The organism is Streptomyces sp. NPDC004721 (genome assembly GCF_053601495.1).
In genome coordinates, this window is the sequence record NZ_JBSGBZ010000031.1 from 1 (window position 1) to 23,552 (window position 23,552).

General features: G+C 71.1%; 28 protein-coding genes. 12 read left to right on the plus strand and 16 right to left on the minus strand.

Annotated elements, in window-relative coordinates; genetic code table 11:
- Positions 1-1,074, plus strand: a 1,074-nt coding sequence (locus ACWEK3_RS26155) for a GTP-binding protein (RefSeq protein ID WP_453250705.1), incomplete at its 5' end; no start/stop codon positions are given.
- 19 nt (positions 1,075-1,093) lie between these two features.
- Here the strand turns inward: ACWEK3_RS26155 and ACWEK3_RS26160 are convergent.
- The gene (locus ACWEK3_RS26160) at positions 1,094-1,318 is read right to left on the minus strand and encodes a YozE family protein (RefSeq protein WP_450547095.1); all 225 of its coding nucleotides are present in this window, start codon (positions 1,316-1,318) and stop codon (positions 1,094-1,096) included.
- Between the two features lie 249 nt (positions 1,319-1,567).
- On the opposite strand from ACWEK3_RS26160, the gene ACWEK3_RS26165 reads away from it, so the two are divergent.
- From ACWEK3_RS26165 to ACWEK3_RS26175, 3 genes are read left to right on the plus strand one after another with little or no spacing between them, the layout of a single operon-like run.
- Positions 1,568-2,647 carry a Dyp-type peroxidase gene (locus ACWEK3_RS26165; RefSeq protein WP_453250706.1) on the plus strand — a complete coding sequence of 360 codons (1,080 nt, stop codon included), beginning with the start codon at positions 1,568-1,570 and terminating at the stop codon, positions 2,645-2,647.
- A 19-nt stretch (positions 2,648-2,666) separates the two neighbouring features.
- Complete coding sequence (locus tag ACWEK3_RS26170) at positions 2,667-3,503, plus strand: family 1 encapsulin nanocompartment shell protein (RefSeq protein ID WP_450547093.1); 837 nt, start codon at positions 2,667-2,669, stop codon at positions 3,501-3,503.
- On the plus strand, positions 3,500-4,456 hold the full coding sequence (locus tag ACWEK3_RS26175; RefSeq protein ID WP_450547092.1) for a lactate/malate family dehydrogenase: 957 nt from the start codon (positions 3,500-3,502) through the stop codon (positions 4,454-4,456). The genes ACWEK3_RS26170 and ACWEK3_RS26175 overlap by 4 nt, the downstream gene beginning before the upstream one ends.
- Positions 4,457-4,655: 199 nt before the next feature.
- Here the strand turns inward: ACWEK3_RS26175 and ACWEK3_RS26180 are convergent, their stop codons facing one another.
- The 5 genes from ACWEK3_RS26180 to ACWEK3_RS26200 all read right to left on the minus strand — a co-directional run bounded on the left by ACWEK3_RS26180 (position 4,656) and on the right by ACWEK3_RS26200 (position 8,848).
- On the minus strand, positions 4,656-5,294 hold the full coding sequence (locus ACWEK3_RS26180; protein ID WP_453250707.1) for an HAD-IA family hydrolase: 639 nt from the start codon (positions 5,292-5,294) through the stop codon (positions 4,656-4,658).
- 14 nt (positions 5,295-5,308) lie between these two features.
- A complete protein-coding gene (locus tag ACWEK3_RS26185; protein WP_450547090.1) occupies positions 5,309-5,611 on the minus strand; it encodes a sulfurtransferase TusA family protein in 303 nt (100 codons plus the stop codon).
- A complete protein-coding gene (locus tag ACWEK3_RS26190; protein ID WP_453250708.1) occupies positions 5,608-6,807 on the minus strand; it encodes a cysteine desulfurase family protein in 1,200 nt (399 codons plus the stop codon). Before ACWEK3_RS26190 ends, ACWEK3_RS26185 begins: the two co-directional genes overlap by 4 nt.
- Complete coding sequence (locus ACWEK3_RS26195; protein ID WP_453250709.1) at positions 6,804-7,472, minus strand: ArsR/SmtB family transcription factor; 669 nt, start codon at positions 7,470-7,472, stop codon at positions 6,804-6,806. The genes ACWEK3_RS26190 and ACWEK3_RS26195 overlap by 4 nt, the downstream gene beginning before the upstream one ends.
- 113 nt (positions 7,473-7,585) lie before the next feature.
- A complete protein-coding gene (locus ACWEK3_RS26200) occupies positions 7,586-8,848 on the minus strand; it encodes an MFS transporter (protein ID WP_453250710.1) in 1,263 nt (420 codons plus the stop codon).
- 320 nt (positions 8,849-9,168) lie between these two features.
- Here ACWEK3_RS26200 and ACWEK3_RS26205 point away from each other — a divergent pair, with 320 nt between their 5' ends.
- The 3 genes from ACWEK3_RS26205 (at position 9,169) to ACWEK3_RS26215 (ending at position 11,184) form a co-directional block, all read left to right on the plus strand.
- Positions 9,169-9,306 (plus strand): hypothetical protein, encoded by a 138-nt coding sequence (locus ACWEK3_RS26205; protein WP_450547086.1) that lies wholly within the window; start codon positions 9,169-9,171, stop codon positions 9,304-9,306.
- Complete coding sequence (locus ACWEK3_RS26210; RefSeq protein WP_453250711.1) at positions 9,303-10,574, plus strand: MFS transporter; 1,272 nt, start codon at positions 9,303-9,305, stop codon at positions 10,572-10,574. Before ACWEK3_RS26205 ends, ACWEK3_RS26210 begins: the two co-directional genes overlap by 4 nt.
- Positions 10,575-10,665: 91 nt before the next feature.
- Positions 10,666-11,184: a GNAT family N-acetyltransferase gene (locus ACWEK3_RS26215; RefSeq protein WP_453250712.1), complete on the plus strand. Its 519-nt coding sequence runs from the start codon at positions 10,666-10,668 to the stop codon at positions 11,182-11,184.
- A 24-nt stretch (positions 11,185-11,208) separates the two neighbouring features.
- On the opposite strand, the gene ACWEK3_RS26220 is transcribed toward ACWEK3_RS26215, so the two are convergent.
- Positions 11,209-11,721 carry a GNAT family N-acetyltransferase gene (locus ACWEK3_RS26220; protein WP_450547083.1) on the minus strand — a complete coding sequence of 171 codons (513 nt, stop codon included), beginning with the start codon at positions 11,719-11,721 and terminating at the stop codon, positions 11,209-11,211.
- A 191-nt stretch (positions 11,722-11,912) separates the two neighbouring features.
- Here ACWEK3_RS26220 and ACWEK3_RS26225 point away from each other — a divergent pair, with 191 nt between their 5' ends.
- Positions 11,913-12,146 (plus strand): hypothetical protein, encoded by a 234-nt coding sequence (locus tag ACWEK3_RS26225; protein ID WP_450547082.1) that lies wholly within the window; start codon positions 11,913-11,915, stop codon positions 12,144-12,146.
- Between the two features lie 165 nt (positions 12,147-12,311).
- Here the strand turns inward: ACWEK3_RS26225 and ACWEK3_RS26230 are convergent, their stop codons facing one another.
- Together ACWEK3_RS26230 and ACWEK3_RS26235 are read right to left on the minus strand one after the other, a co-directional pair.
- Positions 12,312-13,649, minus strand: coding sequence for a dicarboxylate/amino acid:cation symporter (locus tag ACWEK3_RS26230; protein WP_384438489.1), 1,338 nt, complete (start codon positions 13,647-13,649; stop codon positions 12,312-12,314).
- A gap of 107 nt (positions 13,650-13,756) precedes the next feature.
- Positions 13,757-13,885: a hypothetical protein gene (locus tag ACWEK3_RS26235; protein WP_453250713.1), complete on the minus strand. Its 129-nt coding sequence runs from the start codon at positions 13,883-13,885 to the stop codon at positions 13,757-13,759.
- Positions 13,886-14,399: 514 nt separating this feature from the next.
- On the opposite strand from ACWEK3_RS26235, the gene ACWEK3_RS26240 reads away from it, so the two are divergent.
- Both ACWEK3_RS26240 and ACWEK3_RS26245 read left to right on the plus strand, forming a co-directional pair.
- Positions 14,400-14,927 carry a transglycosylase SLT domain-containing protein gene (locus tag ACWEK3_RS26240; RefSeq protein ID WP_450547081.1) on the plus strand — a complete coding sequence of 176 codons (528 nt, stop codon included), beginning with the start codon at positions 14,400-14,402 and terminating at the stop codon, positions 14,925-14,927.
- Between the two features lie 258 nt (positions 14,928-15,185).
- Positions 15,186-16,436 (plus strand): glycoside hydrolase family 3 N-terminal domain-containing protein, encoded by a 1,251-nt coding sequence (locus tag ACWEK3_RS26245; protein WP_450547554.1) that lies wholly within the window; start codon positions 15,186-15,188, stop codon positions 16,434-16,436.
- 125 nt (positions 16,437-16,561) lie between these two features.
- Here the strand turns inward: ACWEK3_RS26245 and ACWEK3_RS26250 are convergent, their stop codons facing one another.
- The 3 genes from ACWEK3_RS26250 to ACWEK3_RS26260 form a co-directional block, all read right to left on the minus strand.
- Positions 16,562-16,717, minus strand: coding sequence for a hypothetical protein (locus ACWEK3_RS26250; protein ID WP_361419721.1), 156 nt, complete (start codon positions 16,715-16,717; stop codon positions 16,562-16,564).
- A 105-nt stretch (positions 16,718-16,822) separates the two neighbouring features.
- Positions 16,823-17,446 carry a LysE family translocator gene (locus ACWEK3_RS26255; RefSeq protein WP_450547555.1) on the minus strand — a complete coding sequence of 208 codons (624 nt, stop codon included), beginning with the start codon at positions 17,444-17,446 and terminating at the stop codon, positions 16,823-16,825.
- 65 nt (positions 17,447-17,511) lie between these two features.
- On the minus strand, positions 17,512-18,633 hold the full coding sequence (locus tag ACWEK3_RS26260) for a diaminopropionate ammonia-lyase (protein ID WP_450547556.1): 1,122 nt from the start codon (positions 18,631-18,633) through the stop codon (positions 17,512-17,514).
- A gap of 117 nt (positions 18,634-18,750) precedes the next feature.
- Between ACWEK3_RS26260 and ACWEK3_RS26265 the strand changes: the two genes are divergently transcribed.
- Positions 18,751-19,671 carry a LysR substrate-binding domain-containing protein gene (locus ACWEK3_RS26265; RefSeq protein ID WP_450547557.1) on the plus strand — a complete coding sequence of 307 codons (921 nt, stop codon included), beginning with the start codon at positions 18,751-18,753 and terminating at the stop codon, positions 19,669-19,671.
- 228 nt (positions 19,672-19,899) lie between these two features.
- Here the strand turns inward: ACWEK3_RS26265 and ACWEK3_RS26270 are convergent, their stop codons facing one another.
- Positions 19,900-20,346, minus strand: a complete 447-nt coding sequence (locus ACWEK3_RS26270; protein ID WP_450547558.1) for a VOC family protein — start codon at positions 20,344-20,346, stop codon at positions 19,900-19,902.
- Between the two features lie 204 nt (positions 20,347-20,550).
- Here ACWEK3_RS26270 and ACWEK3_RS26275 point away from each other — a divergent pair, with 204 nt between their 5' ends.
- The gene (locus ACWEK3_RS26275) at positions 20,551-21,282 is read left to right on the plus strand and encodes an MgtC/SapB family protein (RefSeq protein ID WP_450547559.1); all 732 of its coding nucleotides are present in this window, start codon (positions 20,551-20,553) and stop codon (positions 21,280-21,282) included.
- A gap of 58 nt (positions 21,283-21,340) precedes the next feature.
- Here ACWEK3_RS26275 and ACWEK3_RS26280 read toward each other — a convergent pair whose 3' ends face one another.
- The 3 genes from ACWEK3_RS26280 to ACWEK3_RS26290 form a co-directional block, all read right to left on the minus strand.
- Entirely contained in the window at positions 21,341-21,706 is a 366-nt protein-coding gene (locus ACWEK3_RS26280; protein ID WP_450547560.1) for an ATP-binding protein, read from the minus strand.
- Positions 21,707-21,953: 247 nt separating this feature from the next.
- Entirely contained in the window at positions 21,954-22,787 is an 834-nt protein-coding gene (locus tag ACWEK3_RS26285; protein WP_453250714.1) for a zf-HC2 domain-containing protein, read from the minus strand.
- 25 nt (positions 22,788-22,812) lie between these two features.
- Positions 22,813-23,346 (minus strand): sigma-70 family RNA polymerase sigma factor, encoded by a 534-nt coding sequence (locus ACWEK3_RS26290; protein WP_453250715.1) that lies wholly within the window; start codon positions 23,344-23,346, stop codon positions 22,813-22,815.
- Positions 23,347-23,552: the final 206 nt, after the last annotated feature.

The following is a 23,552-nucleotide window of genomic DNA, read 5'->3' on the forward strand; positions in this document are numbered from 1 at the left end:
CGCGTCGCGGTCATCGTCAACGACATGAGCGAGGTCAACATCGACGCCGCCCTGGTGCGCGGCGGCGAGGCAGCCTTGTCGCGCACCGAGGAACGCCTGGTCGAGTTGACCAACGGCTGCATCTGCTGCACCCTGCGCGACGACCTGCTCGAGGAGGTCGACCGGCTGGCCCGCGACGGCCGCTTCGACTACCTGCTCATCGAGTCGTCCGGCATCTCCGAACCCCTGCCCGTGGCGGCGACGTTCGCCTTCGCCCGCGACGACGGCGCCACCCTGGCGGAGATCGCCCGCCTGGACACCATGGTCACGGTCGTCGACGCCGCCGGCTTCCTGCCCGAGCTGACCAGCGGCGACGAACTCGTCGAGCGCGGCCTGGACCAGTACGAGGACGACGAACGCACCGTCAGCGACCTGCTGATGGACCAGGTCGAGTTCGCGGACGTCATCGTGCTCAACAAACTCGACCTCGTCGACGAGGAGTCGGCGGTGCAGCTGCGGGCGGCGCTCACCCGCCTCAATCCTGTGGCGCGCGTCGTCCCGGCCGTCCACGGCCGCGTGCGGGCCGAAGACGTACTGGGCACGGGGCTGTTCGACCTGGAACGCGCCCAACAGGCCCCCGGCTGGGTGCGGGAGCTCAACGGCGACCACGTCCCCGAGACGGAGGAGTACGGGATCTCCTCGACCGTCTTCCGCGCCGAACTGCCGTTCCACCCCGGCCGTCTGTGGACGTTCGTGACCGAGAAGCTCGACAGCGGCGCGTTCGGCGAGGTTCTGCGCTCCAAGGGGTTCTTCACGCTGGCCGGGCGCCGGCAGGTGACGGGCCTGTGGTCACAGGCCGGATCCGTCGCCCGCTTCGAGCCTTCCGGCGCCCGCGACACCGACAGCCCGGAAGGCCAGGAACTGGTCTTCATCGGCACGCATCTGCGCGCGGACGCGCTGCACGCGGCGCTGGGCGACTGCCTCATGGCCGACGGTGAAGGCCTGCCGCCCGTGGACCCGTTTCCCGCCTGGGACACCTACGGCATCGACGACACCTGCGAGCACGAGCGCCCGGAACCCGTGGCGCACGTCTGAGGAGCGCACGCCCCTGCCCTCAGTGGGAGTGAGGCTGGCGCTGGAACTCGTTCCAGGCGTGGCGCAGGGTGTCGATCACCTCCGGAGCGGCCCCGCGGCGCTCCAGGTACTCCCGGTACGTCTCGACGGTGGCCGCCGCGGGCCAGTGGGGGTCGTTCGCGACGGCGCGGGCGAAGGACCCCAGACGGTTCAGCTCGTCGGTGTGACTCGTGAGCCACCGCGTGAAGTCGGCTGTGTCGTTCATCGCATGTCTTCTCACAGAAGGAACGCCCACTGGTCCTCACCTGGCCGTCCGCCCCGCCGGCTGCCGTTTCTCCAGACTCCCACGAGCGCGCGGCAAGTCAAACCGGTCGTCGGGCGTCCCCTGGAGAGGCTCGCCTCGACGCTGTACGTATGCGGCCGGCGGCCCGCCGAGGGCGCGGTGGCGGGTACCGGGCTTGCGCCATACGGTGAACAGGTGCCCGCCCGTGACCGTCAGGAAGGGGCGCGCTGCATGTGCGCACACTCCCAGGACCCGGAGCCCCAGCCGGTGCTGTCCCCGCTGACGGGTGCGGCGATCTTCCTGGTCGTGACCATCGACCGGGGCGGCGAGCCGGTCGTACGGGACACGCTGTCCGAACTGAACGGGCTCCAGCGGGCGGTCGGTTTCCGGGCGACGCCGGACGGGAAACTGAGCGTGGTCGTGGGCATCGGTTCGGAGGCGTGGGACCGCCTGTTCGCGGGCCCGCGTCCGGCGGAGCTCCATCGTTTCCGCGAGCTGGCCGGAGCCCGGCACCGGGCGGTCTCGACCCCCGGCGACCTGCTGTTCCACATCCGCGCGGCCCGCCCGGACCTCTGCTTCGCACTGGCCGCCGAGATCATGGAACGGATCCGCGACGTCGTCACCGTGCGTGACGAGGTGCATGGGTTCAAGTACTTCGACGTGCGTGACCTGCTCGGTTTCGTGGACGGCACGGAGAACCCTACGGGCCGGGCGGCGAACGCGGCGGTCCTGATCGGCGACGAGGACCCGGAGTTCGCCGGAGGCAGCTATGTGATCGTGCAGAAGTACGTGCACGATCTGGAGGCGTGGAACGCCCTGCCGGTGGAGGCGCAGGAGATGGTGATCGGACGCAGGAAGCTGTCCGACGTCGAACTGGACGACGCGGTCAAGCCGGCCGACTCGCACGTGGCGCTGACCACCATCGAGGACCCGGACGGGACGAAGCACGAGATCCTGCGCGACAACATGCCCTTCGGAGCCGTGGGGCAGGGCGAGTTCGGTACGTACTTCATCGGTTACGCCCGTACTCCGGCCGTGATCGAGCGGATGCTGGAGCGCATGTTCCTGGGCGACCCGCCGGCCACCCACGACCGGATCCTGGACTTCTCCACGGCGGTGACCGGGTCGTTGTTCTCCGTGCCCACCAGTGACTTCCTCGACGACCTCCCCGATGCGCCGACCGCGCGCGAGGGTGAAGAGGGCAAGGAGCGCGAGGAGGGCGGCGGTGTCGAGGAGGCCGAGCCCGTGCCGGCGGCGGTCCGGCCGCCGGCCGTGGACGGCTCGCTGGGGATCGGCGATCTGAGGATGTGACAGGAGGCGAGCATCCGCGATGGACAATCTGCATCGTGAACTGGCACCCATCTCCGCCGCCGCGTGGGCCGATCTGGAGGAGGAGGCGCGGCGTACGTTCAAGCGGCACGTCGCGGCCCGCCGCATCGTCGACGTGCCCGAGCCGTGCGGCCCGGAGCTGGCGGGTGTGGGGACCGGGCACCTGCGGACCGTGGCGGCGCCGGCCGAAGGGGTCGAGGCGCGGGTACGGCGGTTCCAGCCGCTGGTCGAGCTGCGGGTGCCGTTCACCGTGGACCGGCAGCAGGTCGACGACGTCGCGCGCGGCGCCAAGGACGCGGACTGGCAGCCGGTCAAGGACGCGGCCCGGCAGATCGCCTTCGCCGAGGACCGCGCCGTGTTCGAGGGCTATCCGTCCGCGGACATCGCCGGTCTGCGGGAGAGTTCGTCCAACCCCGCCCTGACCCTGCCGGCCGAGGCGCGCCAGTACCCGGACATCGTCAGCAAGGCCCTGACCGCGCTGCGGCTCGCCGGTGTCGGCGGCCCGTACGCACTGGCGCTGAGCGCCACGGCGTACACCGCTGTCAGCGAGACGTCCGACTACGGCTACCCGATCATCAAACACATCGCCCGGGTGCTGGACGGCGACATCGTCTGGGCGCCCGCCATCGAGGGGGCCTTCCTGCTGTCGACGCGGGGCGGGGACTTCGAGCTGCGCCTCGGCCAGGACCTGTCCATCGGTTACCTGTCGCACGACGACACCAGCATCCGGCTGTACTTCCAGGAGGCACTGACCTTCCTTGTGTACACCGGCGAAGCCATCGTGGCCGCAAGAGAGTTGACTCCCTCGTCCGCCGCACCCGCTGAGGGTCGGGCATGAAAGCCGCCATCGTGGGGGCCGGCGCGGTCGGATCGGCCACGGCGCTGTCCCTGGTCGAACGCGGGGGAACCTGCCGGGAGATCGTGCTGATCGACCGCGACACCGCTCGCGCCGACGGCGTGGCCGCCGACCTGCGCTACGCCGCTCCACTGTCCCCCACGGTCGACGTACGCTCCGGCGGCTACGGTGACCTGGCCGGGGCCGCCGTCGTCGCCATCACCGCGGGGGTCAACGAGAAGGCCGGCGGCGCCACCGACCGGTCCGAGCCCCAGGGGCGCCTGCGGCTGCTGGAGACCAATGCCAGGGTCTTCGCCGACGTCGTCCCCCAGGTGGTCGCGGTCGCGCCGGAGGCGGTGCTGATGGTGGTCACCGACCCACCGGACCCGCTGGCCGACCTCACCCGTCATCTCGCCGGGCACGACCGGGTGTTCTCGACCGGCACCCTCATCGACAGTCTCCGGTTCCGCGTGCAGCTCGCCGACCGCCTGCGGGTGCGACCCCGTGACGTCCAGGCCCTTGTGGTGGGCGAACACGGCACCTCCGAGGTGCTGTTGTGGTCCTCGGCGGGTGTCGGCGGCATCCCTGTCGCCGAACTGCTCGCCCAGGACGGCCGGTCGGTCGAGGACATACGCGAAGAGGTCGAGAACGACATCCGGTACGCCAACATCACCATCATCGAGGGCACCGGCGCGAGCCAGTACGGCATCGGCGCCGTCTCCGCCCGGCTCGTCGAGGCGGTCCTGCGCAACGAACGCGCGGTGCTGCCGGTGGCCGCGTACTCCTCCGCCCACAAGGTCACGCTCTCCCTGTCCAGCGTTCTCGGAGCGGGCGGCGTCCAGCAGATGCACGAGCCCGCCATGACGTCCGAGGAGCGAGGGGCCCTGGAGGAGAGCGCCCGGGTGCTGCGCGAAGCGGCCGAGCGGGCCATTGCCGTGGGGGGTACGCTCGGATGAACGGGATCTCGGGACTCGTCGTGACGCACGGCGTCGGGGCGTGGAGCGCCATCAACGGTGTGGCGGGCGCCTACAGCGAGACATCGACTACGGCCCACGCGGCCCCCAACACCGCCCGGGCGTCCAGATCTGACCGCCTCGAGACGGCATGGTCGACGACGGCCCGGCCGGCAACCTCGGAGTGCCCGCCGGGCCGACGTCATCCGTGGGAGGAACGCCCTGGCACCGAGGGCCCGGCGTCCAGATGAGCCGCGATGCGTGCGATCGTCCGGGCGTTGTCCTCGAACAGATGCGCCTGCATGCCCGCCGCCCGGGCGGCCTCGACGTTGGCCGCCGCATCGTCGACGAAGAGACAGTTCCGCGGCGATACATCCAGGCTCTCGCATACGGCCTCAAAGGCCCGCGCGTCGGGTTTGCCGACACCGATCTCGTGCGAGTAGACGATCTGCTCGACCAGTTCGTCGAAGCGGTACATCTCCGTCTCCCGCTCCCGGGCACCGACGAAACTGTTGCTCAGGATGCCGAGCCTGCATCGCCCGCGCAGCGCCCGCACGTAGGAGATGAGTTCCTCGTTCGGTGTCCCCAGGTACTCGTGCCAGAGGTCGGCCATGAAGGCTTCGACCTGGGACGCGTCGAGACGCAAGCGCGCTGCCACTTGCTCGCGCACCTCTCGTTCGCCGACGCTCCCGACGCCTCCGGCGGCCCACACGTCGCGCATCCGCTCTGTCACGGTACCCAGTGGCAACTCCAGCCGTTCTTCCCACCTTTGCACCCATCCCGTGGCCGGCGTGAACTGCAGCACGCCGCCGATGTCGAGAATGACGCAGGTCGGGTTCACATGAACTCCCGCTGTTAGGGGGTCGGTTCGGTGGTGTGCCAGGGGGCGTTGGGGTGGGTGGGGCGGGCGTTGGTGGTCAAACGGAGGGCGTAGACCGGGGCGTCGGTGGTGTGGGGGACGGGGCCCAGGTAGTGGTGGCCGGTCATGTGGCACCAGGCGGGGAGGTCGAGCGGGGCGGCGGGGTCGGTGGCGATGACGTGTACGTGGGTGCCGGGGGCGGCGCCGTCGATGGCGGCGCGGAGTCTGAGCAGGAGGGTGACGCACAGGAGTCCGGTGCCGTCGACCGTGATGTCCGCCTCGCCGGCGGCGGCGGTCACCGGGTGCCTGCCGCGGAGGCGTTCGTCGCGTCGGTGACCGCGGCGGCGATCGCGGTCGCGGCTGCCGCGATCTCGTCCCGGGTGGTCCAGCGGCCGAGGGAGAGCCGGACGGCTTCCAGGGCCCGCACGGGATCGGTGCCCATGGCGGTGAGGACGGGCGAGGGGGTGTGGGTGCCGCTGTGGCACGCCGAGCCGGTGGAGGCGGCGATCCGGGGTGCGCCGTCCAGGACGCGGTGTCCCGGTACGCCGTCGATGCTGATGTTCAGCGTGTTCGGCAGCCGCTGTTCGGCGGGCCCGTTGAGCCGGACCCGTCCGGGCAGGGCGTCCACGAGTCGGTGGTGCAGTTCGTCGCGGAGGTCCCTGATCCGCTCGTGCGCACCGTCGGCGAGGTCGTCGGCGGCGAGCTGCGCGGCCGCGCCCAGGGCGACGGCGAGGGCGACGTTCTCGGTGCCGGCGCGCAGCCCGCGTTCCTGGCCGCCGCCGTAGACGACCGGCTCCAGTCGCACGCCGTCGCGCACGAACAGGGCGGCCGCACCCTTGGGCGCGTACATCTTGTGCCCGACGACCGTGAGCAGGTCGGCGCCCAACTCCCGTACGTCCAACGGGATTTTCCCGGCGGCCTGAGCGGCGTCGCAGTGGAACAGCGCTCCGGCCCGGTGGGCGGCGTCGGCCAGTTCCCTCACCGGCTGGAGGGCGCCGGTCTCGTTGTTGGCGGCCATGACCGACACCAGCACGGTGTCCTCGTCGAGCGCGGCGGTCAGCGCGGCCGGGTCAACCAGGCCCTCGCGGTCGACGGGCAGCACCGTGATCCGTGCGTCGTGGAGGCGTTCGAGGGCCTGGCAGGTGGCGAGGATCGCGGGATGTTCGGTGGCCTGGGTGATGACGTGGGGGCGGGTCCGGGTGGCGGCCAGGGTGGCTCCGCGCAGGGCGAGCAGGTCGGCCTCGGAGCCGGAGGCGGTGAAGACGATCTCGCCCGGACGGGCACCGATCAGCTCGGCGACCCGGGTGCGCGCCGCCGTGAGGGCGCGGCGGGGTTCGCTGCCGTAGGGGTGAGTGCTGGAGGGGTTGCCGAAGTGACCGGTCAGGTGGGGCAGCATGGCCTCCACGACGCGCGGGTCGACGGGCGTGGTGGCGTTGTAGTCGAGGTAGACCGGTCCGCCGGCCAGGCCCGGGTGCGGCGGCGGACGGTGGGTCATGCGCCGGCTCCCGCGTCCACGGGCAGCTCCGCCAGGCGCCATTCGAGCATGCCGTCGTTGAGGCGGATGGCTCGGCGTCCGTTCTCGGTGAGGAGGCGGACGGCGTCGTGGGCGAGGACGCAGTATTCGCCGCGGCAGTAGACGACGACCTCGGCGTCCTCGGGCAGCTCACCGACGCGGTCGGCCAGTTCCTCGACGGGGATGGAGACGGCGCCGGGAATGTGCCCGGCCCGGTACTCCTCGACCGGGCGCACGTCCAGGAGCACCACCTGCCCGGATTCCGCGCGGGTGCGCAGATCGTCCCGGGTGACCGTGCGGCCGCCACCGTCGCCGAGGTAGGCGTCGCGGGCGGCCGGAACGCCGGCCTGATGGGTCTCGGCGACCTTGCGCAGCAGGGCGAACAACTCGGCGACGTCGTCACCGGCGAGCCGGTAGTGGATGCGTACGCCCTCACGCCGGGTGCTGACGAACCCGGCTTGCTTGAGGGTCTGGAGGTGCGCGGAGGCGGTCGTCAGGTTCAGTCCCGCCGCCTTCGCGAGCGCGTCGACCGTGCGCTCGCCCTGGGCGAGGAGGTCGAGCAGTTCCAGCCGCTTCCCGCTGGCCAGCGCCTTCCCGCTGGCCGCGAACGCGTCGTAGAGCCGCGCCTTCGTGGCCGTCTCCGCCATGATCTCCTCCCTATCCTCCAAAATTCTATGGAATATGGTACCCGAGCTGCCGCCGGACAGCTGGGGGTCGTGGCGTTCGCCGCACGGGCGGCCGTGCCGTCCTCTTCACCGGTTCACCGGCTGTGGGCGGTGACGGCGATGGCCGGCAGGACGGCCAGGGCGAGGACACCACCGGTCAGGGCGAGGACGGGATAGCCGGCGAGGTCGACGACGATGCCGGAGGCCAGTCCGCCGGTGGCGCCCGCGATGGCGATGGAGACGTCGACCATGCCCTGGGTCTTGGCGCGGGTCGCCAGCGGCACCGCGTCGGTGATGATCGCGGTCCCCGAGACCAGGCCGAAGTTCCAGCCGAGGCCGAGCAGCGCCAGGGCGAGCGCCAGCAGGGCGACGGAGTCGCCGGGGACGACGGCGGCGACCAGGCCCGCGACGAGGAGGGTGACCCCGGAGGCGGCGGCGAGCGCGATGCGGCCGTAGCGGTCGACGAGGCGGCCGGTCAGCGGCGAGGGCAGGTACATCGCGCCGACGTGGATGGCGATGACCAGGCCGGAGGCGGCGGTGCCGTGGCCGTGGTCGTGCATGTGGACCGGGGTCATGGTCATCACCGCGACCATGACGAGCTGGGTGAGGATCATGACCAGGGCCCCGAGCACGACGCCGCCGCGCGGCTTCGCCGGCGCCTCCTCGGCGGCCGGGCCGGCCTGCGCCGGCCGCGCGGCGGGGGCCTGCTCCGCTTCGGCGAGGGTGCGGGCCAGCAGAAGGGGGTCGGGGCGCAGCCAGAGGGCCAGGACGAGGGCGGCCGCCGCGTACGCGGCCCCGGCGAGAAGGAAGGGCCCGGCCAGGCGGGGGATGCCGAGGGCGGCGGCGAGGTCGCCGGTGGGGGCGGCGAGGTTGGGACCGACGACGCCGCCGAGGGTGGTGGCGACCAGGACGGTGGACACGGCGCGGGCACGGTGGGTGGGGGCGGCGAGGTCGGCTCCGGCGTAGCGGGCCTGGAGGTTGGTGGCGGTCCCGGCACCGTAGACGAACAGCGCGATGAACAGCAGGACGGGGCTGCCGAGGCCCGCGGCGGCGAGGACGCCGGCACTGCCGACCGCGCCGGTGAGATATCCGGCGGCCAGGCCCGGGCGGCGGCCCCGGGCCTGGGATATACGGCCGACGCCTATCGCGGCGAGCGCGCTGCCCGCGGTGAACAGGGCGCTGGGCAGTCCGGCCAGACCCGTGGTGCCGAGCATGTCCTGGGCCAGCAGGGCTCCGACGGTGATGCCCGCCGCGAGCCCCGCCCCGCTGAGGACCTGGGAGGCGACGAGGACTTTCAGGATGCGGCGCTGCACGTCGGGGCCGGCGGCGAGAGTGGACGAAGCTGCGGTGCTCGTCACGGGTGGGGCTCCTTTCGGTGGCGGGCAGTTCCCGCCACCCGGTGGGATGGGGTGCGGGCCGGGCGGCCAGGCGTGGCCAGGCGTCGAGTGCCTGGGCGCGGTCGGCCGATCAGGTCGGCGGGGTCCCGGCCGTCAACGGACCCCGGGCACGGTTCTCGGTCATGTTTCTCCTTGTGGCGGCGGACGGAACGGTCGCACGTCTCCACGGCAACCGCTCCGATCAGGCTTTATACCGCCCGGAGACGGATGTGTGCCCCTCAGCGAGGATCCCGACCAAATTCCTCCATAAATCCATGGAATATCGTAGGTGACGACGGTGGGTGCAACCACATGCACTCCCCTCGCACCGCGTCCCGGACGGCCGCACCGGCCTGGCCGTCCTCGACGGCGGGCCCGCCGACCACGCCGCCGCCACCGGCGGCCACCTGACGCAAGACACACAGGAGAGCGACCGATGAACACCCCTCCCACCGTCGAGGCTTCGGCGGTCCCCGCGCCGGTACGGCTGGGCCTGCGGGAGAACTGGCTTCAGTTCACCCTGCTCGTCGTCGTCAACACCTGTGTGGGCGGCCTGGTCGGACTGGAGCGCACGACGGTGCCGCTCATCGGCACCGGGGTCTTCCATCTCACCAGCGACCTGGCCGTGTTCTCCTTCATCATCGCCTTCGGCATGACCAAGGCGTTCACGAACCTCGCCGCCGGGGCGCTCACCGCGCGATTCCGCCGCAAGCAACTGCTGGTGGCGGGCTGGCTCATCGGGATCCCCGTGCCCTTCGCCCTCGCCTGGGCACCCTCGTGGGGCTGGATCGTCGCCGCGAACGTCCTGCTCGGCGTCAACCAGGGCCTGACCTGGTCGATGACCGTGAACATGAAGATCGACCTCGTGGGCCCCGCCCGCCGGGGCCTCGCCACCGGTCTGAACGAAGCCGCCGGGTACGCCGCCGTGGGCGCCACCGCCCTGCTCACCGGCTACCTCGCCACGTCCTACGGCCTGCGCCCCGCCCCCGAGCTGATCGGCGTCGTCTTCGTCGTCGCCGGGCTCGCCCTGTCCGTCGTCGTCCGCGACACCGCCGTGCATGTCGCCCTCGAACTCTCCCAGCACCCCGCGCTTGTGCCCGCGGAGCGGAACACCGGCCTCGCACAGGCTTTCGCCCGCACCTCCTGGCGCCACCGCTCCCTGCGCGGTGCCAGCCAGGCAGGCCTGATCAACAACCTCAACGACGGCCTCACCTGGGGCGTCTTCCCCCTGCTGTTCACCGACCACGGCCTCGGTCTCGCCGCCGTCGGCCTGATCAAGGGCCAGTATCCGCTGCTGTGGGGCTTCGGGCAGATCGCCACCGGCCACTACGCCGACCGCGTCGGCCGCAAACCCCTCATCGTCACCGGCATGCTGGTCCAGGCCGCCGGCTTCGTCCTCGCCCTCGTCCTGCTCCCGCGTCCCCTGCTCGCCGGCATCGCCTCCGCCGTCTTCCTCGGCATCGGCACCGCCATGGTCTACCCCGCCCTGATCGCCTCCGTCTCCGACCACGCCCACCCCACCTGGCGGGCCAACGCGCTGGGGACCTACCGGTTCTGGCGCGACATCGGCTACGCCGCCGGAGCCCTCGTCGCCGGTGTCCTCGCCGACGCCCTCGGCCTGAACGCCACCGTCATCGCGGCCGCGGCCCTCACCGCCGCCTCCGGCCTGCTCGCCGCCCGCTGGATCACCGACCGCCCCGCCCACTGACCATCCGCACGCCGCGTCCCGGAGGGTACGCGTCCCCGCCGACCGCCTCCCCGGCAGCCGAAGCCGACGCCCGCATGGTTGAGTTGCGGACATGAGCACCCTCGCGGCCCACGCCATCAGCACCAGGCGGCTCGACCTGCTGCCGCTGCACGTCGAGCACGCCGAGGAGATGGCCGCGGTGCTGTCCGATCCGGCCCTGCACACCTTCATCGGCGGCACGCCGGACACCCCGCGAGCCCTGCGCTCGCGCTACGAGCGCATGACGGCCGGCTCTCCCGATCCGGCCGTCTCCTGGCTGAACTGGGTGATCCGGCTCCGGGAGGAGTCCTGCCTGACAGGCACGGTCCAGGCGACCGTCGGCCCCTCCGGCCACGGGCCCATCGCCGAGATCGCCTGGGTGGTGGGGGCCCCGTGGCAGGGACGAGGCATCGCCGGCGAGGCCGCCCGGGCACTCGTCGACTGGCTGGGCCGCCGGCCGGTGCGGACCGTCGTCGCCCACATCCACCCCGACCATCGGGCATCCGCTGCCGTCGCCACCGCCGCCGGGCTCGCGCCCACCGACGCATGGCACGATGGCGAGCGCCGTTGGTGCCTGAGCGTCAGCCGATGATTTCGGCAGGCTGCGTCACGGGCTTCAGCGCACCAGTTCGTCGGCCAGGAGGTCCATCAGAAGGCCGTCGTGCCAGGTGCCGTCCGTGCCGCGCTCGTACTGCCGCATGATGCCTACGGGCCGGAAACCGGCCTTGGTGTAGCAGCGGATCGCCCCGGTGTTGTCGGCTGCCGGGTCGATGACGAGGCGGTGGTAGCCGTGGGTGTCGACGAGATGACAGGCCAGGGTCCGTACGGCGTCGGTGCCCAGGCCCCTGCCGTGCACCGCGGGATCGAGGAAGATGTCGATGCCGGCGTGCCGGTAGTCCGGCTCCTCCTCGGCATGCCACTGGATCATGCCGATGGGCCGCTCCCGGAAGTCGACGGTCAGGCACCGGGTGTGAGGGTCCTCCAGATCGGCCGCGATGTCCGCCGCGAGGTCGTCCCCGCCCCTCCACCGTGCGCGTACTTCCGGTGTGGCCCGTATCTCGGCCAGGGCGGGGATGTCCTCGCGGGCCGTGGGGCGGAGGACGACAAAGGCGCCGCGCAGCTCGGTCATGACCAAAAACTTTACGGGAGTCGGCCACGCGCGGTGTGTTCGCATTTTCGCGGCGTCCCAAGACCGATGTGCGGGCCGACAGTTGCGATCGCGGGCGCGAGCCTGCTCGTGATCGAGATGCGGGCTGCGGGGGGCGGTGCCAAGAATCGATCTGAGAGGCAGTGACGCCGACTACAGAAAGGCAGTCGATCATGCGAAGCAGGATCATACGCGTTCTGACCGCCAGCGTCGCCGCAGGCATGCTCGCCAGCGGAGCAGCCGTGGCCTCTACAGGAACCGCCTTCGCGGTGCCGGCGAACGCCAAGGTGTCCGACAGCCACCACGCGTCCGCAGCGGACCCCACCAAGACGCCGCGCCACAAGAGGTGCCCGAAGGGTGAGCACTACAAGAAGGTCCACGGCAAGTGGGGCTGCCACAAGAAGTAGCCGCCGTGCCGGGCGCCGGGGACATTCGGCCGACATCCGTGCCGACTGCGCCACTCCCCGGCGCCCGTCATCGCGCGCGGTTTCCGCCCTCGGAACGCACCTCCGCCCTGCCGGCCAACAGCCGTCAGGGCGGAGGAGGTTGTGAACCCGGAATGAGGCGGGGCGTCAGACGGACACCGGGGCGGCCAGCTTCGGGTCGTCGTAGAGGCTCTCCGCGTGGTCGGCCGGGGAGGCCGAGGCGTTGTCGTACTTCGAGTGGTCCAGGATCTTCTCACGGGCCGAGACGAGCACCGGGACGAGCGCCTGACCCGCGACGTTGGTCGCCGTGCGCATCATGTCCAGGATCGGGTCGATGGCGAGGAGCAGGCCCACGCCCTCCATCGGCAGGCCGAGGGTGGACAGGGTGAGCGTCAGCATGACGGTCGCGCCCGTCAGACCGGCGGTGGCCGCCGAGCCGATCACCGAGACGAAGGCGATGAGCAGGTACTCCTTGATGCCGAGCTGCACATCGAAGATCTGCGCCACGAAAATCGCGGAGATGGCCGGGTAGATGGCCGCGCAGCCGTCCATCTTGGTCGTCGCGCCGAACGGCACGGCGAAGGAGGCGTAGTCCTTCGGGACGCCGAGGCGGATCGCCGACTGCTGGGTGACCGGCATGGTGCCGACCGAGGAGCGGGAGACGAACGCCAACTGGATGGCGGGCCAGGCGCCCTTGAAGAACTGGATCGGGTTCAGCTTCCCGACGACGGCGAGCAGCAGCGGGTAGACGCCGAACAGGACCAAGGCGCAGCCGATGTAGATGTCGGCGGTGAAGGTCGCGTAGTTGCCGAGCAGGTTCCAGCCGTACTGCACGATGGCGCGGCCGATGAGGCCCGCGGAGCCGATCGGGGCGAGCAGGATCACCCACCACAGGGCCTTCTGGAGCAGCTCCAGGATGGACTCGGAGAGCGTGAGGACCGGCTGGGCCTTCGGGCCGATCTTGAGGATCGCGATACCGGCGACGACCGCCATGAAGACGATCTGAAGCACGTTGAGCTCGGTGAACGGCGTGATGACGTCGGTCGGGATGATGCCGGTGAGGAAATCGAGCCAGCTGCCGGCGTGGTCCGGCTTGCCGCCGTCGGCCGGGGTGAGGGCGGAACCGGAACCCGGGTTGGAGACCAGCCCGATGACGAGGCCGATGACGACCGCGATCAACGAGGTGATCATGAACCAGAGGAGGGTGCGGCCGGCCAGGCGGGCCGCGTTGTTGACCTTCCGCAGGTTGGTGATCGACACCATGATCGCGAAGAAGACCAGCGGTGCCACGGCCAGCTTCAGAAGCTGCACGAAGATGCCGCCCACCTTGTCGAGGGTGGTGGCGAGCCAGGACACGTCGTAGGTGCGGGCGACGAAGCCGAGGATCAGGCCGACGACGAGACCGAGCAGGACTTGGGCCCAGAAGGGGACGGGTATCCGGAAGCCGGAGTTCGCGGGCTTCGGATCAGCGGTGTTCGCGGACACGGACACACTCCAGTAGGGACGCGCGGAAAAATGGGTTTGAGCGGGGACTTACAGGAGCGGCGCCCGGAAGAGACGTCAACAGCGCCGCTGCATCGATGAGTTCGCGGTCAGGCGCGACAAGCCGCGGACACGCAGCGGCAGAGATCGACATGCAGGCGCGCCACGAGCGGTACGCCCATGACGGCACGCCAGACGCCGTAGGAGGCGTCTGCGCGGTACGCGGCTGCTGTCTTCACGGTAAAACGTTAACACTTCTACTTTGAGAACCTCAAAGGGACCCTTTGGATCGAGGGTGCCCTTTTCCTGTCTTGCGGGGACCCCCTTCCTCCGAGGAGCCGGCTCTCGCAGGGATGCCCTCCTGCCGAAGCGCCGACATCCGGTCTGTTTCTGCGCCGCCGGGGCCCCAACAACGGCCTCGAGAGGCCCGCGGATGTGACGCCACCCATAGGACCCAGATCACGTCCTAAGCCCGGTCGTAGCGAGCATGTCGCCCCAAGCAGCAAAGAAAGCCCCACTATGGAACATTTCGGGCATTTACTACGTAGTCGGGTAGTACGTCACATCATTGCGCCCCGTCCGGTCGACGGCTAAACATTGCTGTCGTTGCTCCGAGCCACGGGACGCACGACCGGCGAATTCCGCCGGCTCCGCCCGCTCCGGCCCGTGCAGCGCGGGGCTCCGCCCCCACGCCGCCGCAATCGATTGCGGTAGCACCCCTGACGACGTCCCCCACTGGAGGGTTACTTCCGTATGACCACGGCCACTCGCACCAACCGCTTCGCCCGCCTGCGCACCCTCACTCTCACCGGCATCGCCACGACCGGCGCCGCTGCCGCCGCCCTGACCCTGATGCCGTCGCCCGCACAGGCCGCCGAAGCGACCCAGGTGCACGCCGCCTCCGTGGCCGCGGCCCGCTCCACCGACAGCCACACCGCCTACAGCGGCAAGACCGGCTACAGCAACAACCTCGACGGCTGGATCAAGCAGTCCCTGGCCATCATGAAGGCCAAGGGCATCCCCGGTAGCTACGAGGGCCTGCACCGCAACATCATGCGTGAGTCCGGGGGCAACCCCAACGCCCAGAACAACTGGGACATCAACGCCCGCAAGGGCACCCCCTCCAAGGGTCTCCTCCAGGTCATCTCCCCCACGTTCAACGCCTACCACGTCGTCGGCACGGCCCACAGCCTCACCGACCCGGTGGCCAACATCACCGCGGCGGCCAACTACGCGGCCCACCGGTACGGTTCCATCGACAGGGTCAACTCCGCGTACTGATCCCGCCCACGCGGTACTGATCCAGCGCACGCACACGCGCACGACAGGGCCGGTGCCGGCAGCGACAACCGCTGCCGGCACCGGCCCTTTCCGTCGCTGGAGGCGTCGGCACCCTGTGTAGTCACCGAAGGGGCGGACAAATGCCCAATAAAGTACCGTGTGATGGTCGCGGCGAGCGCGGCTCGCCACGAGGAAACAGCCGCGAGACAGGCGGCTGTGGGGAGGCCACCGCACCCGCACAGGCCAGGAGACGAACCCATGACATCACGTGTCCGGCAGATCAGGAGCCGCCGTTCCACAGCCCTGCGCTGCGCGGCACCGCTGGTCACCCTGGCGCTGGCCGCCACCGGCTGCGGTGCGTCGGTCACGCCCGGGCGAACAGGCGACTCGCCCCGCTCCCCCAGCACCAGCGACGCACCCCCCGCCGCGGCGAGCACGCCCTCGCCGACACGGGCCGCCACCTGCACCGACCGCTACTTCTCCGGAATGACCACCGCTCAGCGGGTCGGGCAGCTCCTCATGGGCGGGATCTCCGCGGCCCACCCCGACCAGGCCCAGCTGCGCACCCTGCGCGACAACCACGTGGGCGCCATCATGCTGACCGGCCGCAGCACCGCCGGCACGGCGGCGACCAGGAAGACGGTCGACGGCTTCCGGGGCCAAGCGGATCAGGTCGGCGGCCGCCGCGTCGGCCTGCTGGTCTCCACCGACCAGGAGGGCGGCCAGGTACAGGTGCTGAACGGCCCCGGCTTCTCGGCCATACCCAACGGCCTGACCCAGGGCAGCTGGCCGACCGCGACGCTGCGCAGCCAGGCCGCCGGATGGGCCAAGCAGCTGAAGGCCGCCGGGGTCGACCTCAACCTGGCGCCGGTCGCCGACGTGGTGCCGGCCGCCCTGGGCACCCGCAACATGCCCATCGGGTCGTTCAAGCGGGAATTCGGCCACACCCCGGAGACCGTGACCTCCCACTCCGGCGCCTTCGCCGCGGGCTTCGCGCAGTCGGGCGTGATGACCACGCTCAAGCACTTTCCCGGGCTGGGCCAGGTGATCGGCAACACCGACACCACGGCCAACGTGGTGGACTCGGTGACGACCGCGAGCAGCTCCAGCCTCGAGCCCTTCCGGGCCGGGATACGGTCCGGCTCCCCCTTCGTGATGATCTCGTCGGCCACCTACACCAAGATCGACCCCAAGCACCTCGCGGCCTTCTCACCGACGGTCATCAGTCAGCTGCTGCGCGGCAAGCTCGGCTTCAAGGGCGTGGTGATCTCGGACGACATCGGGAACGCGGTCGCGGTGCGGTCCTTCAGCCCCGCCCAGCGTGCCGTGAACTTCATCGCGGCGGGCGGAAACATGATCCTCACGGTGCGGCCGAGCACCGTGCCCGCGATGACGCAGGCCATCGAGGCCCGGATGCGGCAGGACGCGTCCTTCCGAGCCAAGGTCGACGACAGCGTGCGTCGGATCCTGGCCGCCAAGCAGTCCGCGGGACTGCTCGACTGCCACTGAGGGCCCTGCCTGAGAGTGCCACTGAGGTCCTGCCTGAGATCAGGCGCTCAGGTCAGGTGCTCAGGGTGCGTGATCAGGTACTCATCGTGCTCGGGTCAGGTACTCGGGATTACGCCTGAGATTCCTCAAGCGGCGGCTGCCATCGGGCGGCCGCTGCGGGCGAAGGCGTTCCAGAGCTGGACGAGCAGACGGATGACGAGCGCCTCGATCACGGCGACCGCCACCTGCGTGAGGAGCGAGGTCAACAGGTGTGGCACGGGGGTGCCGCCCTTCTTGTGCATGTTTGGGTCACTTACCTTTGTCCGGTACCGCGACGTCGCGCGAACCGACCGCAGGTGACCGCGGGATTAACTTTCGGTTGCGCCTGGGACCGGGGGCGCGCGGGGTCAGCCGGCCGTGGTCGCGACCATGAGCCCGAGACCGATCAGTACGACGCCCGTGGTCCGCCCCAGCATGCGGTGGGTCCCCGGCCTTTCGAGGACGCGCCCGGCCCTGGACAGCAGAAGAGCATAGCCGCCCAGCCAGGTGAGGCTCAGGGTGGCATGGAGGAGGACCAGCAGCGTCATGGCCCAGGCGGCGGGCAGCTGCGGCGGGGCCAGGGTGGGAAGCAGTCCGGAGTAGAAGACGGCGATCTTCGGATTGAGGGCGTTGCTGACCAGACCGGTCCGCCACGGGCTCCCGACGGCGGGGGAGCCGGTGCCCGGGAGGGCGGTCCGCGAGGCGCTGCGGCGGTTCTGCCACAGCGCCTGCGCGCCCAGGAAGACCAGGTACCCGGCGCCGAGGAGCTTGACGACCAGGTAGGCAGTGGGTGAGGCGGCGAGCACGGCCGCGAGTCCGGCCACGCTCAGCGCGCCCCAGAGCAGCAGCCCGGTCACGATCCCGCCCACGGTGCGCAGCGCGTCCCCGGGCCCGGCCACCAGGGCGCGCCGGGTGACCACCGCCATGTCCGGGCCGGGCACGACGGTCAGCAGGCCGAGAACACCGAGCGCGGCTGCGAAGTGGGTCAGCACGCCGGTCTCCTCCTGATCGGACTGACAGGGGTGGGCAACACAGGGGTCCTTCCGGTGGGGCGCGTTCAGTGGTCGGCGGCGGAGTGCGGGTTGGCGTCCCGGCCCTCGGTGCTCAGCAGCACGACCACCGAGGTCGCGTCGAGCCCCAGGGCCGTACGGCGCTCGTCGCCGCCCAAACCGGTCAGCACCGTGCGGAGGCCGGCGAGCGCGGCGGCCCCGCAGGGGCCCGAGGAGACCCCGAGGGCCGCGAGGCGGACGGCCGCGCGGGCGCTGTCGGCGTCGGGGACGGCCACAGCGGCGTCCAGCCCGCCGTGCAGGTAGGGCCAGGCGATGCTGGAGGGGGTGCCGCAGTTCAGCCCCGCCATGGTGGTGTCGCCGCCGGTGACGGTGACGGGTTCGCCGCGGGTGAGGCTTTCGAGCACGCAGGCCGCTGCCTCCGGCTCCACCGACAGCAGCGCCGGAGCGCGCCCCGAGGGGCGGCTGCGGTAGTGCGTGACCACGGCCTGGGCCAGGGAGCCCACGCCCACCGGAATCGAGACGAGGTCGGGGCCGTCGACGGCCCCTTCGGCCGCCAGTTGCTCGTCGATCTCCGCGCAGAGGGTCGAGTAGCCCTCGACGATCCACCCGGGGATCCGTTCGTAGCCGGGCCAGGCGGTGTCCTGGACCAGGACCGCGTCCGGCGCGGCGGCCGCCTCGGCGGCCCGGCGCACGGCCTCGTCGTAGGTCCCCAGGACCTCGGTCACCTCCGCCTTCTCGGCGGTTATGGCCGCCACGGCCTGCGGATGCACTCCCCGCGGCACGAAGACGTGGGCGTGCTGCCCGAGCAGGCGTGCCGTGCGGGCCACCGCCCGGCCGTGGTTGCCGTCGGTGGCGGTCACCAGCACGACCGGTCCCGCCTCCCCGCTGCTCGCGGCCCGCTCGGCAAGGGTCCGATGGACCGCCCAGGTCGCGCCCAGCGCCTTGAACGCGGGCAGCCCCAAACGGCACGACTCATCCTTGACGAAGACCCGACCGACGCCCGACTCGGATGCGAGTGAGGGGAGTTCGGTCAGTGGAGTGGGTGAGTAGCCGGGCAGCGCGGTATGGAAATCCCGCACCTCGGCGGGTGCGGGCCCACACCGCCAGGTGCGGGCCCGGGGGCGCACGGACCACGGCGGCGTACGGCGGCGGGAGGCGTTGTCAGACACACGTTCAGGGTCCGATGCCCTCCTATGATCGGTCCAGCGAATGTTTTCGACCTATAGTCGTCGGAGAAACCGATGGTTCAGCGGGTCGCTCCGCAACGACGAGGAGAGTCTCCGGCGATGTTCGATCTGCACCGGCTGCGGCTGCTGCGTGAGCTCAAGCACCGCGGCACCCTGGCCGCTGTCGCCGCCGCCTTGTCCTACGCCCCCTCCTCCGTCTCCCAGCAGCTCTCACAGCTGGAGGCCGAAGTCGGCGTTCCCCTGCTGGAACCGGCCGGTCGGCGGGTGCGGCTGACCGTGCAGGCCGAGATCCTCGTCGCCCACACCGAAGCGGTCCTCGAACGCCTGGAGCGCGCCGAGGCGGAGATCGCCACCTCGCTGTCCGATCTGACCGGAACCCTGCGCATCGCCTCGTTCCAGACGGCCGCCCTGGCTCTGGTCCCCACCGCGCTCGGCCTGTTGCGCGACCTCCACCCGCAACTGCGCGTCCACGTCACGCACATGGGGCCCGAAAGGGCCCTACCCGCCCTGCTGGCCCGAGACTTCGACCTGGTCCTCGCCGAAGAATACCCGGGCAACCCCAATCCGCGGTCTTCCGAACTCGAACAGGAGGACCTGCTCGACGACCCTCTGCACCTCGCACTGCCCGAACCGGCCGACAGCCCGGACACCGACAGTCCAATGGCGGCGCTGCGCTCGCTCCATGGGCACCCCTGGGTGATGGAACCCGAAGGCACGGCCGCACGGCACTGGGCCATGACCCTGTGCCGCAACGCCGGCTTCGAACCCGACGTACGGTTCGAGACCACCGACCTGCTGCTCCACCTCCGTCTCGTCGAGCAGAAGCACGCCGCCGCCTTCCTTCCGGACCTGGTCTGGTACGGGCACTCCCCTACGGTCGCTCTGCGGCAGCTCCCCCGCGGTCAGCGCGCGCGCCGTATCTCCACCGTCGTACGCCGCGGCCGCAGCCGTCACCCCGCCGTTCTCGCATGCCGCGACGCCCTCCTGCGTGCGGTCGCCCTCCACTCCGGCCGGGCATAGGGCGGCACAGCGCTCGAACTCATTTCGAGAGGGGCTGCGCGAAGCCGTCGACCTCGATGACGGCCCTGGTGAAATCGAGGGGTGCTTCCTGCGGCACGTTGTGGCCGGCCTTCAGCGTTTTGTGCGCGTACTTTCCGGAGAACCATTTGTTGACCCGGCCGGGTGGATTCTCCGTCGCCGTCGCTCTGGTTCCCGACGTCCTCCCGGGCAGAACGGCACCCGGCCGCGTCAGTCCTCCGCGTCGGGAACCTCGACAGGCGTCAGTGTCACGGTGCCGTCGTCCGCGACCGACCAGCCGGGGTTGTGGCACACCTCCCAGCGGTGGCCGTCGGGGTCGGCGAAGTAGGCGTGGTAGCCGCCGAACGCCGCGCGTTGCGGCTCCTTGAGGACCGTCGCCCCCGCCGCACGGGCCCGCTCCACGGCCGCGTCCACGTCGGCGGGCGCGTCGAGGTTCTGCGCGAGGGTGAAGGGGGTGCCGGCCACTGCCGCCTGCCCTGTGTCGGCGCCCAGGTCGGCCAGGGAGAAGAGCCCCAGGGCCAGCCCCCAGCCGACCTGGTAGAAGACGATCTCGTCCAGATCGAGCAGAGGCGTCCAGCCCAGGCCTTCGCTGTAGAACCGGCGGCTGACTGCCAAGTCCTCCACGCCCAAGGTCACCAAGTTCAACTGCTGCTTCATCAATCACCCCATATGCCGCGGGAATTGCCGTCCGGGCACCACGCTATCGCCCACGACGGGGGCGGCCCGGTACACGGCGTGGCGGCCCGTTGGTTGCCCCTTTGGTCGGAACCGATGCGTGAACTCCCGGCAGCACTGATCGTGTTGTGCCAGGTTGGGGGTAGATGTCGGCTTGATGGAGTACGTACGGGTCGGGAGGTGCGCGTGAGCGGGCTGGCGGCGTCGTTGTGGGACTTGGGCAACGGGCAGGGCGTGCGGCAGCTGTCCGAGCTGGGGCTGGCGCTGCTGTTGTCGAGCCTGATCGGCTGGGAGCGGGAGGCCAAGCAGAAGAGCGCGGGCCTGCGGACGCACACGCTGGTCGGTATCTCCAGCGCCTTGATGATGGAGGTCTCGCAGCACGGGTTCACCAATGTCCTGGGGCTGGAGAACGTCTCGTTCGACCCGTCCCGGGTGGCGGCGCAGATCGTCTCGGGCATCGGGTTCATCGGCGGCGGACTGATCTTCGTGCGCCGGGACGCGGTACGGGGCCTGACCACCGCGGCGACAGTCTGGCTGACCTGTGCGGTCGGCATGGCCTGCGGCGGCGGACTGCCCATCCTCGCGACGGCGACCACCATCGTGCACTTCCTGGTCGTCCGCGGATATCCGCTCCTGCTGTCCACCCGCCTGATGCCCGGCACGTCCACCAACATCTTCGAGGCGCGTCTGACCTACCGTACGGGCACGGCGCTGCTGCCGCGCCTGATGCAGGTCTGCACCCGTCGGGGCTTCCGCATCCTCCAGGTCGGAGTCGAGCGGCTGCCCGGCCGCACCGACGACGCCGCGAAGGTGCTGCTGGAGCTGGAAGGCACCGAGGATCCCGCGCAACTGGCGTCCGAGCTCTTCCAGGACGACGGGGTGATCGACGTGGAGATGACGACGGGCGACGAGGAATAGGCGGGTACCCGCGCCTCGTCCGCGCCCCCACCCGTGACCGGGCGGGTGCGGGATTCCGTCACACCCGGCATCGCAGGCAGGCGCGGACCTCACGGCCGCCGCGTGTGTGGTGGACCTCGGTCGACTCCGCGAGGTAGCGGACGATGCCGGTGCCGCGGCCGTGTTCGTCCGGGGCCGTCTCGCGGTGGTGGTGCTCCACGGCGGTTCCGGAGTCGCTGACGACGATGTGCAGGGTGCCGTGGTCGAGGAGGAGCAGCAGCGTCATGTGCTCGCGGCCGTACTGGGCGGCGTTCGCGGCGAGTTCGTCGACGATGAGGACGGCGGAGTCCCGCTCGCTCCGGGGGACGCGCCAGCACTCCAGCAGATCCGCCGCGAAGTGACGGGCGGCCGAGACGTGCGCCTCCTGGGCGGGGAGAGTGAGCATGGCCTGGTGACGGCAGTGCGAGAGCAGTGGTGGGCTCGGACAGGCGGGATCGGTCACAAACATGGTCTTGTGGCTCTTCTGTGGGGTGCGGAGGCCGGAATCCGAGGGGTGGCCCGGGAATCGGGTGGAATCGCTGCGGCGAGGCCCGAGTTGGCCCCTCATCCAGTTGCACGGAGAGCGGGTACCACGCGGTTCGGGACTGATTGCATCCTTTGCCATATTTCTGCGGGTGCGGGCTTTCGCGCGCCTACGCTCGCATCGTGACCAGCTTCCGACCGTCGCCCGTGACGATCTCGAAGTGCTGGATGGCTCCCGGTGAGAGCGGGACCGCTCCTGGAATCGTGGTGCCGGGAGGGTACTGGCCCGCCCGCCAGGTGGCGGCGTCCGCCCTGGCCCCGCCGGGCCCGATCGCCTGCAACCGGCAGATGACGCCCGCGGGCGCCCCTCCGGCGGAGACCTGGAGGACACTGCCCCACGCCGAGGGCGAGACCTTCACCGAGGCGGTGACACCGGTGACGGAATCGTGTCCGGAGAAGGTGCGTGACGGCGCCTGCGCGGTGGGGCCGGGCGGCGTCGCCTCACTGACCACGGATCCGCCGGCCGCGAGCCATGTGCCGCCGATCGACGCCGCGATGAGCGCCAGGGAGGCGGCGGCTCCGGCCCACTGGAGCCGCCAGGTCCTGCGGCGCCTGGCCGCGGCCTGGTGGAGCATCCGGTCGAGGAGGCTCTCTTCGGCCGCCTGAGGGGCGGCAGGCACGTCGGAACGTGCCGGAGGAGCGTCCGACGCGGTCTCGGCTGCCCGCCGCACCAGCCGGTCGGCGAGGTCCCGGCTGACGGCGGGCATCCCCCGACCCGCGGCTTCGGCTTCGACGTCGGCGGCAGCAGCTCCGGCTTCGGCTTCGGCTTCGGCTTCGGTAACCGTCGCGAGCAGGGCCGGCAGTCCCGCCAGCTCCGCGTGCTCGTGCCGACACTCGTCGCACACCGCGAGGTGGGCCCGCACCTCCTCGCTCTCCGCCGGGGACAGCGTGCCCAGGACGTATCCGCCCAGCGCCGGCCGGAGGGCGTCGTGGTCCGCGGTCATGGTCGCCACCTCCTCCACGCCGCCGTCATGGCTCGATCCCCCGTTCCCGGAGCGCGAGCCTGAGGGCGTGCAGGGCGTAGTAGGTCCGCGACTTCACGGTGCCCAGCGGGATGCCCAGGACATCCGCGGCTTCCGCCATGGTCCGGCCCCGGTAGTACGTCTCCAGCAGTACGGCGCGATGGTCCGGGGACAGCGTCCGCAGGGCGTCGGCCACGGCCCAGCTCTGCAGCGCCTGCTCGATCTGGTCCTCGCCCCGCGTCTGCTCGGCGGCCTGCTCCAGGGCCTCGCCGTCCACCTCGGGCGGCCTGGCCTTGCGGGCGCGGTGGCCGTCGATGACCACGTGCCGGGCGACCGTGCACAGCCATGCGCGCGCCGGACCGCGAGCCGGTTCGAACGCGGCGGGGTGCTGCCACGCGCGCAGCAGCGTCTCCTGCACGACGTCCTCGGCCCACTGCCGGTCCCCTGAGGTCAGTCGCAGCGCGTAGTGGAACAGGGGTCCCGCATGCTCGGCGTACAGGGTGCGGAGCAGTTCCTCGTCCGTGGTCGAAGCGGTCCCCATACCAGGGACACGGTGCGCGGAGCGGTCCGGATCGGCCGTTGGACCACGTTTTCGGTGAGTCCATGGCATATGCCGATCATCACGCAGATACGCCCCTTTGTCGTGCCGCACCCGGCAGGCCGCCGCCGTCACGGAGAGGCCCCCCAGTCGGTCACGGAGAGGCCCCGCAGCCGGGCACAGAGAAGCCACACAAAGGTGCTCGGACA